The organism is Sphingomonas sorbitolis (assembly GCF_036663875.1).
Lineage (GTDB): Bacteria > Pseudomonadota > Alphaproteobacteria > Sphingomonadales > Sphingomonadaceae > Sphingomonas.
In genome coordinates this window covers 428,916-441,260 of the sequence record NZ_JAXOJS010000003.1, presented here as the reverse complement: position 1 = coordinate 441,260, position 12,345 = coordinate 428,916, and the positions used below count along the sequence as shown (strand labels likewise).

Genomic DNA, 12,345 nt, shown 5'->3' with positions numbered 1-12,345 from the left:
CGGATCAAGTCCGGGATGACGGAGGTGGGTAAACCGCACTCACGAAGAACAACCCGTCAGGCGGCGCATTCAGCCCCAACATAGCCCGATCCTTCGCCGCGAGCGCAGCCGCGACATCGCCAACCGCCCAACGCCCCATACCCACCAGCGCCAGACATCCGACCATAGACCGCACCTGGTGGTGCAGGAACGACCGCGCCGCCGCGTAAACGAACAGCCGTTCTCCTTCGCGCACCACCTCCAGCCGGTCCAAAGTCCGCACCGGACTATCCGCCTGGCAATGCGCCGACCGAAACGTCGTGAAGTCATGCCGCCCGACGAGCGCCCCCGCAGCCTCCGCCATCGCGCCCGCATCCAGCAACTGCGGTACCTGCCAAGCCAGCCCCGCCTCGAACGTCAGCGGCGATCGCCGGTTGACGATCCGGTACTCGTACGCGCGCCCGACACACGAAAACCGCGCATGCCAATCGTCGTCGACCACTTCGCACGCCAGCACCGACACCGGCGCCGGCTTCACCAGCGCGTTCAGCCCCTCCATCAACCGAAAGGCCGCGACCGGCTTCGCGATATCGACATGCGCGCGCATCGCCATCCCGTGCACGCCCGCATCGGTCCGCCCCGCCGCCTGCACCGACGCGGTCTCGCCGGTCATCTTGAGCACGGCCGCCTCCAGCGCCGCCTGCACGCTCGGCCCGTGCTTCTGCCGCTGCCAGCCCATGAACGGCCGCCCGTCGAACTCCACCGTCAACGCGAACCGCGTCAAAGCTGCGTCCCCGAGCGAATCGGAAACCCGCGCAGCATCTCTTCCGCCGAGGTGACGCCGCGCCCAGCGCGCTGCACCAAGGTCGGCCGGATAGCCCCGTCACCGCACCCGATCGTCAACTCGGCATTGACCGTCAGCCCCTCGCAACCGAGAAACGAGAACGGCAACACGTCCGCCGCCAGCACCTTCACCCGCTCGCCGGCATGCTCGAACCACGCCCCCGGTGCCGGGTTCATCGCCCGCACCAGCCGCTCGACCTCGACCGCCGACCGCTCGAAATCGATCCGCGCCTCCGCCTTGTCGATCTTGGCGGCATAGGTGACGCCCTCCTCGGGCTGCGGCCGGGCAGGGTAGGCGTCCAGATCGGCCAGCACCTCGACCATCAACCGAGCCCCCATCGCCGAGAGCTCGGACGTCAGATCCCCCGCAGTCTTGCCGACGATCGGCGTGCGTCCCTCGAGCCGAACCGGCCCGGTATCCAGACCCGCTTCCATGTGCATGATCCCGACGCCCGTCTCGGCATCGCCCGCGAGGATCGCCCGCTGTACCGGCGCCGCGCCGCGCCACCGCGGCAACAGCGACCCATGCACGTTCAGGCATCCGAACCGAGGCGCCTCCAGCACCGCGCGCGGCAGAATAAGACCATAGGCAGCAACCACCGCAACATCCGCGTCCAAGGCCGCAAACGCCTCGCGAGCTTCCAGCCCCTCCGGCAAAGACGCCTTGAACGACACCGGCGTCCGCACCTCGATGCCGAGCGCCTCGGCCCGAACCTGCATCGGCGACGGCACGAGTTCGCGCCCACGCCGCCCCCCTGGCCGAGCAGGCTGGCAATACGCCGCCACCACGTCATGCCCCGCCGCGACGAGAGCCTCCAGCACCGGCACCGCGAAGTCCGGCGTTCCCATGAAGATGATCCGCATGGCCCTCTCGAACACGCTGGCGGGGAGCGGCGCAACCCCCTATCTGTTCCCTATGGCATCCCCCGAGATCGAGGCGCTGACGCAGGCGCTGGCCCGGCTCCCCGGCTTCGGCCCCCGGTCCGCACGTCGCGCCGTGCTGCATCTGCTCAAGAAGCGCGACGCGGCGCTGGGTCCGCTGCGCGAGGCGCTGACCGCGGTCGACGAGCGGCTGGAGAACTGCTCGACCTGCGGCAACGTCGACACCACCAACCCCTGCGCGATCTGCGCCGACCCGCGCCGTGACCAGCGTTCGCTGTGCGTGGTCGAGGAGGTCGCCGATCTCTGGGCGCTCGACCGTTCGCGGCTGTTCCCCGGCCGCTTCCACGTCCTCGGCGGGCGGCTGTCCGCACTCGAAGGCATCCGTCCCGAGGATCTCAGCATCGACAGCCTCGTCCGCCGCATCGAAGCCGGCGGCCTCGACGAAGTCGTCCTCGCGATGAACGCCACGCTCGAAGGGCAGACCACCGCGCACTACATCGCCGAGCGCATCGAACGCTTTCCCGTCCGCGTCACCCAGCTCGCGCACGGCCTTCCCGTCGGCGGCGAGCTCGACTATCTCGATGAGGGCACGTTGGCGCAGGCACTAAGGGCCAGAAGGCCAATGGCTTGACGCCCATCGGCTTGACGTGATGCCCACGCGTACCTTAGCGGACGCGCTATGACCGTCATGACCGTTCTCGAAGTCCCCGATCCCCGCCTGCGCCTCGTCGCCGAGCCGGTGGAGACGGTCGACGACTCCACCCGCACGCTCGTCGCCGACATGATCGAGACGATGTACGACTTCAACGGCATCGGCCTCGCCGCGACCCAGGTCGGCGTCCAGAAGCGCGTCCTCGTCATCGATCTCCAGGAGGAGAAGGACGAGGAAGACAAGCCGATCAAGAACCCCAAGGCGTACATCAACGCCGAGATCCTGTCGGTCAGCGACGAGGTCTCCACCTACAACGAGGGCTGTCTCTCGATCCCGGAGCAGTATGCCGAGGTCGCTAGGCCTGCGCGGTGCCGCGTGAAGTGGCTCGACGAGACCGGGGCGGCGCACGAGGAAGATTTCGACGGGCTGCTGTCGACCTGCATGCAGCACGAGATCGACCACCTCGACGGGGTGCTGTTCATCGACCACATCAGCCGGTTGAAGCGTGACATGGTGCTGAAGAAGTTGGCCAAGCAGCGCAAGCTGGGGTGAGCGGGCCGGGGGTTGGGTGCTTGAGAGTGAGCGCCCGTTCTCCCCACACGCTACCACCCCGGCGAAGGCCGGGGCCCAATTGGGGGACGGTGGTGATAGTGCGCAGTCCTCCGTTACCGCGACCTTTCCAATTGGGCCCCGGCCTCCGCCGGGGTGGTATTGTTTTAGCGGGTACTGACCCTCTGGAGTTCGAGCCGCCCGCACTAGTTCCCCCGCGAAGGCGGGGGCCCAGGACCACGAACGCCGCTGCCCATAACCCTGGACTCCCGCCTTCGCGGGAGAACAGAATATTCCGATTGTCCTAAATCAATCGTTCGACGTATGTTCCACCCATGACGTCCCCAATCTCCCCCCGAACCCAAGCGCCCGCGCGCGCAGCCTCACCCCCGAAAATGCTGCGCCAGCGTCTGCACTTCATTCTAATGTCGGCCGCGCAAAATGGCTGAGTTCGCCATCATCGCCGTCCTTGCCCTAGCCGCCGGCATCCTCCTCGGCTGGCTGCTAGCCTCCCGCCGAGCCGCCACCCTAGCCGCCGATCTCGCCGTCGCCCAAACCAAGGTGGCCGACGCCGACCTCATCCGTACCGCGCGCGACGCGGTCGAGCGCGAACGCAACGCCGCGATGCAGGACCTTGCCACGCTCCGCGCGCAGAACGCCGAGCGCGCCACCGACACCGATCGCCTGCGCCTCGACCTCGCGACGATCCGCGCCGACCGAGACGCCGCCCGCACCGAAATCGCCACGCTGAAAGCGCAAGGCGAGGCGTTCGAAGCGCGTCTGCTCGAACTCCGCGAGGCGAAGGACGTCATGGCCGCGCAGTTCGGCGACGTGGCCAACAAACTGCTCAGCGACGCGCAGAAGACCTTCCTCGAACGCGCCGACGCCCGCTTCCGCCAGTCCGAAGAGTCCGCCGGCCTGAACCTCAAGTCGATGCTCCAACCGGTAAGCGACCGCCTCCAACGCTATGAAGAAGGCGTCGCCAAGGTCGAGGCCGAGCGCCGCGACGCCTTCGGCGACCTCAAGGGCCAGATCGAGCAGATGCGCCTAGGCCAGGAAAAGGTCTCCACCGAAGCCGCCAAACTCGTCAACTCCCTCCGCAACGCCCCCAAGTCGCGCGGCCGCTGGGGCGAGCAGCAGTTGAAGAACGTCCTCGAAACCTGTGGCCTCAGTGAACACACGGATTTCCAAACGGAAGTCTCAGTCGCGGTCGGTGACGACGGGGCAAGGTTGCGACCCGACGCGATTATCCGCGTCCCCGGCGGTCGGGCTCTGGTGATCGACGCGAAGGTCTCGCTCAACGCGTACCAGGACGCCTTCGGCGCAGTCGACGACGCCGAACGCCTGATTGGTCTCGCCGCCCACGCGGCGTCGATGCGCGCGCACGTCAACGGCCTCGGCAACAAGGCCTATTGGAGCCAGTTCGCCGACACCCCCGACTATGTCATCATGTTCGTTCCCGGCGAGCACTTCCTGTCCGCCGCGCTCGAACACGACCCGACGCTCTGGGACTTCGCCTTCGAAAAGCGCGTGCTGCTGGCAACCCCAACGAACCTGATCGCGATCGCCCGCACCGTCGCGGCGGTCTGGCGTCAGGAAAAACTCGCCAACGAAGCACGGAAGATCGGCGAGCTCGGCAAGGAAATGCACGATCGCCTAGCCAAGGTCGCGGACGACCTGCGCAAAGTCGGCGTCGGTCTCAACAGTGCGGTGAAGAACTTCAACGGCTTCACCAACTCGTTCAACGGCCGCCTGATGGTGACGGGCCGCAAGTTCCGGGATCTGAACATCGAAACGGGTGCGCGTGACTTGGAGGATGTGTCATCGGTCGACGCGCTGGCGCTAGGCGAGGGCCCCGCGCTGATCGAAAAGCCGGAAAGCGTCGAAAGCTGACCCTGCTTCCACATTACCCCGGCGGAGGCCGGGGCCCAGTTGGGGGACGCGAATGATGAGCGCTGCGATCCGTTACTCTAGCGTTCCCAATTGGGCCCCGGCCTCCGCCGGGGTGGTAAGGAAGTAAAGTTCTTGCGCCGAAAACCGATCGGTACAAAAATCATTCACCTCCCGGCAACCTTTCCCGACCCTGCGCATTAACCGGATAACACCCCCAAGAGTCATCCGGTCATGAAACACCTAGTCCCCATCCTCTGCGCCCTGATCCCCTTCGCAGCAATGATTGGCGCCTGCGTAACCTGCCCCTGACACCTCCGCAAAAGCACAAAAAAAGGCCCGCCCGGATGACTCCGGGCGGGCCTTTCTGTATCGGCTAGAAGGAAAGCGAAGGGATCAACCCTGCGCCTCTTCCTCCTGGTCGCGCGGTGCTTCGGCGGTCGCGCCGGGCTCTGCGTTCGGATCGTAATCCTCAACAAAGCCAGCCTCGTCGCGCTCGAACATCGACGACATCACGTCGACGCCCGAAGCCTGCATCTCGGCCTCTTCAGGCGAGCGGGCGACGTTGACCTTGACGGCCACCGACACCTCGGGGTGCAGCGATACCTTGACGGTGTAGACACCGATCGCCTTGATCGGCTTGTCGAGCACGATCGCCGACTTGCCGACCTTGTGACCGTCGGCCACCAGCGCATCGACCAGATCGCGAACCGCGACCGAACCGTAGAGCTGGCCGGTGTTCGACGCCTGACGGATCAGGGTCACGGTCGCGTCGTTGAAGGTCTTCGCTTCGGTCTCGGCATCGCTGCGACGCGATGCGTTGTCCGATTCGATCTTCGCACGGTTCGACTCGAACACCTTGCGGTTGGCTTCGTTCGAACGAAGCGCCTTCTTGTTGGGAAGCAGGAAGTTACGCGCGTAACCGTCCTTGACCTTCACCACGTCGCCGATAGCACCAAGCTTTTCGACGCGCTCAAGCAGAATGACGTCCATGTGGGCGTGTCCTTACTTAACGATGTAGGGCAGCAAGCCCAGATGACGCGCGCGCTTGATGGCCTGGGCCAGTTCGCGCTGCTTCTTTGCGGCCACCGAAGTGATACGCGACGGGACGATCTTGCCACGCTCGGACACGAAGCCCTGCAGCAACCGGACGTCCTTATAGTCGATCCGGGGAGCGTCTTTGGCGGAGAACGGGCAGCTCTTGCGGCGGCGGAAGAATGGACGTGCCATGATTATTCAGCTCCCTCTTCGCGGTCACGACGGGGACCACGGTCCGGACGATCGCCACGATCGGGACGGCCCTCACGGCCACCTTCACGGTCGCCACGACGCTCGCGGTCACGATCCTGCTTGCGCATCATCACGGTCGGGCCCTCTTCGAGGGTGTCGACCTTGACCGTCATGTAACGGATGATGTCTTCGTTGATCTGGGTCTGGCGCTCCAGCTCTGCGATCACGCTGCCCGGGGCATCGATCTCGAGCATGACATAGTGCGCCTTGCGGTTCTTGGCGATCTTGTACGCCAGCGAACGCAGGCCCCAGTTCTCGGTCTTTACGACCCGACCTTCGTTGTCGTTCACGATCTTGGTGGCGATTTCCGCCAGTGCGTCCACCTGCGCTTGTGCCAGATCCTGGCGCGCAAGGAACACGTGCTCGTAAAGAGCCATGTCTTGTCCTTCGTCTTGGCCGATCGCTGATACACGCCCCATGCGTGCACCCCTCCGGCTGTCGTCTAGAATGCAAACAGGGGCGAGAGACGCGAATCTCTCACCCCGGTTGCAGAGCGCCTTACCCGTTTATCGGGGAAAGGCAAGGTTGGTGTGCTTCGTTCAACTAGTCCCGTCATCCTGACGAAAGTCAGGATCCAGAGCCAGAAATGCCGCCGCTCGTAACCCTGGATCCTGACTTTCGTCAGGATGACGGAGCGTGAAGCGAGGGGGCGTACTTATTACGCCCCCCAAGATCCGCCCCTACCGATTTACCGGAACGCGCCGCCACGAACCTGGACCACGTTGCCGCGGCCGTTGATCAGCAGTGCGTCGTTGCCCGAGCGGACCCACTGGCTGCCACGCGGCGGGGCGGCGAGGCGATAGTTGCGATACGTCGTGATCACCCGGTAGTTCTGAGCCTGGCGACGATCGAAGCGCTGGCCGGCGCGCCAGTTGCGATACTGCGGCGTGCGGACGACGGTGCGCTTGGTGACTACGGTGCGGCCGTTGTTATCGTTGTGGCGCACGGTGGTGACTTCGCGACGCTGCTGCGCTTCGGCAGGCGCTGCGGCGAGCAGTGGGCTGGCGACGAGGGTAGCGGCAAGTGCGCTGAGGATGAACGTCTTCATGATAATCTCCCGTTTGAAACACGGCGCCGTTGCTGCGGCGTCCTCCATAATCTGGGAGCCGATTGTCGCAGGCGCTTGTCGCAAGGTCGGCGAAATGGTCGCATATTGTCGCAAGGCCGCAATGTTCGTTCAGGTTGCAACTCGCCGCGCACCTTTATAGGCCCCGCGCTCAAACGAAGACCCAACACAGAGGAGAGGCCATGCGCGCGTTCATCTTCCCCGGCCAGGGGAGCCAGTCTGTCGGCATGGGCAAGGCGCTCGCCGACGCCAGTGCCACCGCCCGTGAGGTCTTCGCCGAAGTCGACGAGGCGCTCGGCCAGCACCTGTTCCGCCTGATGAGCGAGGGGCCGGCGGACGACCTGCTCCTCACCGAGAACGCGCAGCCCGCGATCATGGCGAACGCGATCGCTACTTTGCGCGTCGCCGAGAAGGAAGGCGGTATTCGCCTTGCCGACAAGGCCGACTATGTCGCCGGCCACAGCCTCGGCGAATACACCGCCTTGTGCGCCGCCGGTGCGCTCGACCTGTCTACCACCGCGCGCCTTCTGAAACTCCGCGGCCGCGCGATGCAGGCGGCGGTCCCGGTAGGCGAGGGCGCGATGGCAGCGTTGCTCGGCACCGACCTCGAAAAAGCGCAGCTGATCGCCGGCGCCGCGGTCGACGCGATCCTCGCGGAAGGCGGCCCCGAACTGATCTGCACCGTCGCCAACGACAATGACCCCTCGCAGGTCGTCATCTCCGGCCACCGCCTCGCCATCGAAAAGGCGATCGCGCTGGCCAAGGACCTCGGCGCCAAGCGCGCGGTGCTACTCCCCGTCTCCGCCCCCTTCCACTGCCCCCTGATGCAGCCCGCGGCCGAAGCGATGGAAGCCGCTCTCCTCGAAGCCGACCTCCGCGCGCCTTTGGTCCCCGTCTTCGCCAATGTCGACGCGACCGCCGTCGCCGACCCCGGCGCGATCCGTCACCTGTTGGTCCAGCAGGTCACCGGCATGGTCCGCTGGCGCGAATCGGTGTTGGCGATGCACGCGGCGGGGGTCGACCACTTCGTCGAGTTCGGTGGCAAGGTGCTCAGCCCGATGGTCAAGCGCATCACCCCCGACGTCGAGACGACCAGCGTCATCACGATGGACGACATCGAGGAATTCGTGAGGAAGATGTGATTCACGCGAAGGCGCAAAGGCGCGAAGATGATCGATCTCGAGGCTGCCGCTTCCGACGTCATTGATGTGTCGCTCCGCCTTCACCGCGAGCTTGGCCTTGGATTGCTTGAAAGCGTTTACGAGACTGTCCTAGCGTTCAAGCTCGCCAGCCTCGGATATGAGGTCGAGCGGCAACGCTCTGTCTCGATCGATTTCGAGGGACTGCACTTCGATGCTGCGTTCCGCATCGATCTCATCGTCGGCAATCGGCTGCTCGTCGAAATTAAATCGGTCGAGCGGCTGAATGCCGCTCACGCAAAGCAACTACTGACTTATCTGCGACTAACCAAACAGCCATTGGGGCTGCTGATCAACTTCGGAGGCGAGACGCTGAAGGAGGGGCTCCGTCGGATCGTCAACGGCTACACCCCCTTCGCGCCATCGCGCCTTCGCGTGAACAAAATCTGATGGAGACCAAAATGTTCGACCTCACAGGCATGACCGCCCTCGTCACCGGAGCATCCGGCGGGATCGGGTCCGAGATTGCCAAGGCCCTCGCCGCGCAAGGTGCACGCCTAGCCGTGTCCGGGTCCAACGCGGACAAGCTCGAAGCCTTCCGCGCGAGCCTCGGCGGCGACCACGTCGCGCTTCCCTGCAACCTGTCCGACGCAGCCGCGGTCGATGCGCTCGTCCCGCAAGCCGTCGAAGCGCTCGGCGGCAAGCTCGACATCCTCGTCAACAACGCCGGCGTCACCCGCGACAATCTCGCGATGCGGATGAAGGACGACGAGTGGGACAGCGTCATCCGCGTCAATCTCGAAGCCGCGTTTCGCCTCATGCGCGCCGCCGCCAAGCCGATGATGAAGGCAAGGTTCGGCCGGATGATCTCGGTCACTTCGATCGTCGGCGTCACCGGGAATCCCGGCCAGGCGAACTATGCCGCATCGAAGGCGGGCTTGATCGGCATGTCGAAATCGATGGCGCAGGAACTCGCCAGTCGCGGCATCACCGTCAACTGCGTCGCGCCCGGCTTCATCACCTCGCCGATGACCGACGCACTGCCCGACGCGCAAAAGACTGCGCTTACCGCAAAGATTCCCGCCGGTCGCCTCGGCGAAGGCGCAGACATCGGCGCGGCGATCGTGTACCTTGCAAGCCGTGAAGCCGGGTACGTCACGGGACAAACCGTGCACGTGAACGGCGGGATGGCGATGATCTGAACTTGCGCGCTGAACTGCCGCGTTCTAGGTGCGTTCAGGAAATACCCAAAACCCCCAGATTTGAAGAGGGAACTACCATGAGCGAGACAGCTGACCGCGTGAAGAAGATCGTCGTCGAGCATCTCGGCGTCGAAGCCGACAAGGTGACCGAGGACGCGAGCTTCATCGACGACCTGGGCGCAGACAGCCTCGACATCGTCGAACTCGTCATGGCGTTCGAGGAAGAATTCGGTGTCGAGATCCCCGATGATGCCGCCGAGAAGATTGCGACCGTCAAGGACGCGATCACCTACATCGACGAGCACAAGGCCTGATCAGGGTCTAGGGTTCAAACCTTTGGACCTGCCCTGAAGGGTGTGATTTGAGCGGCTCCCCGTCCTTGGGCAAAGAGGGCGGGGAGCCGTTTCGTTTTGAGAGCAGACGGAGTTTGAAGCCATGCGGCGTGTCGTCGTAACCGGGCTAGGCCTGGTCACCCCTCTGGGGGCGGATGTTGAAACGGCCTGGGCGAATATCCTCGCCGGCAAGTCGGGTGCGGGCCCGATCACGCGCTTCGACGCGTCGGACCAGGTGTGCCGCATCGCCTGCGAGGTGAAGCCGGCCGACCACGAATATGGCTTCGACCCTGGCAAGCGCGTCGACCACAAGGTCCAGCGCCAGGTCGATCCGTTCATCATCTACGGCATCGACGCGGCTGGTCAGGCTCTCGAAGACGCCGGGCTGACCGAAATGACGCTCGAAGAGAGCTGGCGCGCGGGCGTCTCGATCGGCTCGGGCATCGGCGGCCTGCCGGGTATCGAGAGCGAATCGATCGTGCTCCACACCAAGGGCCCGCGTCGCGTTTCGCCGCACTTCGTCCATGGCCGCCTGATCAACCTGATCTCGGGTCAGGTCTCGATCAAATACGGCCTGCGCGGTCCGAATCACGCGGTCGTCACCGCCTGCTCGACCGGCGCGCATGCGATCGGCGATGCCGCGCGGATGATCGCGATGGACGACGCCGACGTGATGCTCGCGGGCGGCGCGGAGGGCACCGTCTGCCCGCTCGGCATCGCCGGGTTCGCACAGGCCCGCGCGCTGTCGACTAACTTCAACGACTCGCCCGAAAAGGCTTCGCGTCCCTATGACAAGGACCGCGACGGCTTCGTGATGGGCGAGGGCGCCGGTGTGCTGGTGCTCGAGGAGTACGAGCACGCCAAGGCACGCGGCGCGAAGATGTATGCCGAGGTGATCGGCTACGGTCTGTCGGGCGACGCATACCACGTGACCGCGCCGCATCCGGAAGGCGACGGTGCGTTCCGCTCGATGCAGATGGCCATCAAGAAGTCGGGCCTCAAGCTCGAGGACATCGATTACATCAACGCGCATGGCACCTCGACGCCGCTGGGCGACGAACTCGAACTCGGCGCAGTCCGTCGCCTGTTCGGCGATGCGATCTCGGGTCTGTCGATGTCGTCGACAAAGTCTGCGATCGGGCATCTGCTCGGCGGTGCCGGTGCGGTCGAGAGCATCTTCTGCATCCTCGCGCTGCGCGACCAGATCGTCCCGCCGACGCTGAACCTCGACAATCCGAGCGACAGCTGTGTGGGGGTCGACCTCGTGCCCCACGTTGCCAAGAAGCGTGAAGTCCGCGCGGTGCTGAACAACTCGTTCGGTTTCGGCGGCACCAACGCGTCGCTGGTGATGACGAAGGTCCAATAATCCTGTTCCCCGGCGAAGGCCGGGGTCCAGTTGGGTGATTGGTGCGATTTATCGGAGGGCCTGCCCAACTGGGCCCCGGCCTCCGCCGGGGAACTATGGTGCGCAAGGTCGGCTGTTTCGGACTCGTCTTAGGCCTGGCGGCCGTCGTCGCGCTGTTCCTCGTAGTCCAAGGCTGGGGCGGCGCAGGCCCAGCACCGCGCACGCTGACCGTGCAGATCGGCGAAGGCAGCACGCTGGCCGGCGCTGCCACCGAACTTGAAAAGGCCGGCGCGATACCCTCGGCCCGCCGCTTCCGCCTGTACGCCCGCGTGTTCGGCTCGGGCGATCCGATCAAGGCCGGCGAATACCGCATCGCGCCGCACACCAGCCAGTCCGACATTCTGAAATTGATGCAGGGCGGCAAGGTCGTACAACGCCTTGTCGTCGTCCCCGAAGGCTATCCCTCCGTCCTCGTCCACGAGGCGCTGGCGAAGGCGGATGGCCTGACCGGCACCGTGCCCGTTCCGGCGGAAGGCTCGATCCTCCCCGACAGCTATGCTTTCCAGGCCGGCGACACCCGCGCCTCGGTGGTCGTGCGCATGCAGGCGGCGATGAAGACCTACCTCGCCACCGCCTGGGCCGCGCGCAAGCCCGGCATCGCGGTGACGACGCCCGAACAAGCGATCATCCTCGCCTCGATCGTCGAGAAGGAAACCGGCAAGCCCTCCGAACGCCGCACCGTCGCCGCGGTCTACGGCAATCGCCTGCGGGGCGGCATGCCGCTCCAGGCCGATCCGACCGTGATCTACCCGATCACCAAGGGCCGTCCGCTGGGCCGCCGCATCCTGCGGTCGGAACTGCACGCGAAGAACGGCTACAACACCTATGCCGAAGCCGGCCTGCCGGTAGGCCCGATCGCCAACCCCGGCCGCGCCTCAATCGACGCGGTGCTCGATCCGGCGCAGACCCAGGCGCTCTACTTCGTAGCAGACGGCACCGGCGGCCACGTGTTTGCGAACACGCTGGCCGAACACAACGCCAACGTGAAGAAATGGTACGCGATCCGCAAAGCCCGCGGCGAAATGTAGGGCGAGGCGTTCCGGCACACTCTCGTCATCCCAGCGAAAGCTGGGATATCAGGCCGCAAGGACGGACTGTGTGGCACGAGATCCCAGC

General features: G+C 65.3%; 15 protein-coding genes. 9 read left to right on the top strand and 6 right to left on the bottom strand.

All coding sequences use genetic code 11. The features are described from left to right. Positions 1-4: 4 nt before the first annotated feature. Positions 5-763 carry a tRNA pseudouridine(38-40) synthase TruA gene (gene truA / locus U1763_RS11410; protein ID WP_332755296.1) on the bottom strand — a complete coding sequence of 253 codons (759 nt, stop codon included), beginning with the start codon at positions 761-763 and terminating at the stop codon, positions 5-7. After that, entirely contained in the window at positions 760-1,686 is a 927-nt protein-coding gene (gene fmt, locus U1763_RS11405; protein WP_332755295.1) for a methionyl-tRNA formyltransferase, read from the bottom strand. The genes truA and fmt overlap by 4 nt, the downstream gene beginning before the upstream one ends. A 52-nt stretch (positions 1,687-1,738) precedes the next feature. Between fmt and recR the strand changes: the two genes are divergently transcribed. The 3 genes from recR to U1763_RS11390 all read left to right on the top strand — a co-directional run bounded on the left by recR (position 1,739) and on the right by U1763_RS11390 (position 4,798). Beyond that, a complete protein-coding gene (recR, locus tag U1763_RS11400) occupies positions 1,739-2,335 on the top strand; it encodes a recombination mediator RecR (protein ID WP_332755412.1) in 597 nt (198 codons plus the stop codon). A gap of 48 nt (positions 2,336-2,383) precedes the next feature. Beyond that, complete coding sequence (def, locus tag U1763_RS11395; RefSeq protein WP_056050890.1) at positions 2,384-2,908, top strand: peptide deformylase; 525 nt, start codon at positions 2,384-2,386, stop codon at positions 2,906-2,908. Positions 2,909-3,346: 438 nt separating this feature from the next. Beyond that, positions 3,347-4,798, top strand: coding sequence for a DNA recombination protein RmuC (locus tag U1763_RS11390; protein ID WP_332755294.1), 1,452 nt, complete (start codon positions 3,347-3,349; stop codon positions 4,796-4,798). A gap of 393 nt (positions 4,799-5,191) precedes the next feature. Here U1763_RS11390 and rplI read toward each other — a convergent pair whose 3' ends face one another. The 4 genes from rplI to U1763_RS11370 all read right to left on the bottom strand — a co-directional run bounded on the left by rplI (position 5,192) and on the right by U1763_RS11370 (position 7,133). Next, entirely contained in the window at positions 5,192-5,788 is a 597-nt protein-coding gene (rplI, locus tag U1763_RS11385; RefSeq protein ID WP_056050886.1) for a 50S ribosomal protein L9, read from the bottom strand. A gap of 12 nt (positions 5,789-5,800) precedes the next feature. Continuing rightward, positions 5,801-6,025, bottom strand: coding sequence for a 30S ribosomal protein S18 (rpsR, locus tag U1763_RS11380; protein ID WP_031393978.1), 225 nt, complete (start codon positions 6,023-6,025; stop codon positions 5,801-5,803). 2 nt (positions 6,026-6,027) lie between these two features. Then, positions 6,028-6,462 carry a 30S ribosomal protein S6 gene (gene rpsF / locus U1763_RS11375; protein ID WP_056050884.1) on the bottom strand — a complete coding sequence of 145 codons (435 nt, stop codon included), beginning with the start codon at positions 6,460-6,462 and terminating at the stop codon, positions 6,028-6,030. Positions 6,463-6,773: 311 nt separating this feature from the next. Then, positions 6,774-7,133: an RcnB family protein gene (locus tag U1763_RS11370; RefSeq protein ID WP_107963019.1), complete on the bottom strand. Its 360-nt coding sequence runs from the start codon at positions 7,131-7,133 to the stop codon at positions 6,774-6,776. A gap of 200 nt (positions 7,134-7,333) precedes the next feature. Here U1763_RS11370 and fabD point away from each other — a divergent pair, with 200 nt between their 5' ends. The 6 genes from fabD (at position 7,334) to mltG (ending at position 12,257) form a co-directional block, all read left to right on the top strand. Continuing rightward, a complete protein-coding gene (gene fabD, locus U1763_RS11365) occupies positions 7,334-8,293 on the top strand; it encodes an ACP S-malonyltransferase (protein ID WP_332755293.1) in 960 nt (319 codons plus the stop codon). Positions 8,294-8,320: 27 nt separating this feature from the next. Then, positions 8,321-8,740, top strand: coding sequence for a GxxExxY protein (locus U1763_RS11360; protein ID WP_332755292.1), 420 nt, complete (start codon positions 8,321-8,323; stop codon positions 8,738-8,740). An 11-nt stretch (positions 8,741-8,751) separates the two neighbouring features. Beyond that, positions 8,752-9,492: a 3-oxoacyl-[acyl-carrier-protein] reductase gene (gene fabG, locus U1763_RS11355; RefSeq protein ID WP_136189701.1), complete on the top strand. Its 741-nt coding sequence runs from the start codon at positions 8,752-8,754 to the stop codon at positions 9,490-9,492. 77 nt (positions 9,493-9,569) lie between these two features. Next, positions 9,570-9,806 (top strand): acyl carrier protein, encoded by a 237-nt coding sequence (locus U1763_RS11350; RefSeq protein ID WP_031393971.1) that lies wholly within the window; start codon positions 9,570-9,572, stop codon positions 9,804-9,806. Between the two features lie 121 nt (positions 9,807-9,927). Next, positions 9,928-11,190: a beta-ketoacyl-ACP synthase II gene (gene fabF / locus U1763_RS11345; RefSeq protein ID WP_121904024.1), complete on the top strand. Its 1,263-nt coding sequence runs from the start codon at positions 9,928-9,930 to the stop codon at positions 11,188-11,190. Between the two features lie 98 nt (positions 11,191-11,288). After that, positions 11,289-12,257: an endolytic transglycosylase MltG gene (mltG, locus tag U1763_RS11340; protein ID WP_332755291.1), complete on the top strand. Its 969-nt coding sequence runs from the start codon at positions 11,289-11,291 to the stop codon at positions 12,255-12,257. The last annotated feature ends 88 nt before the right edge of the window (positions 12,258-12,345 follow it).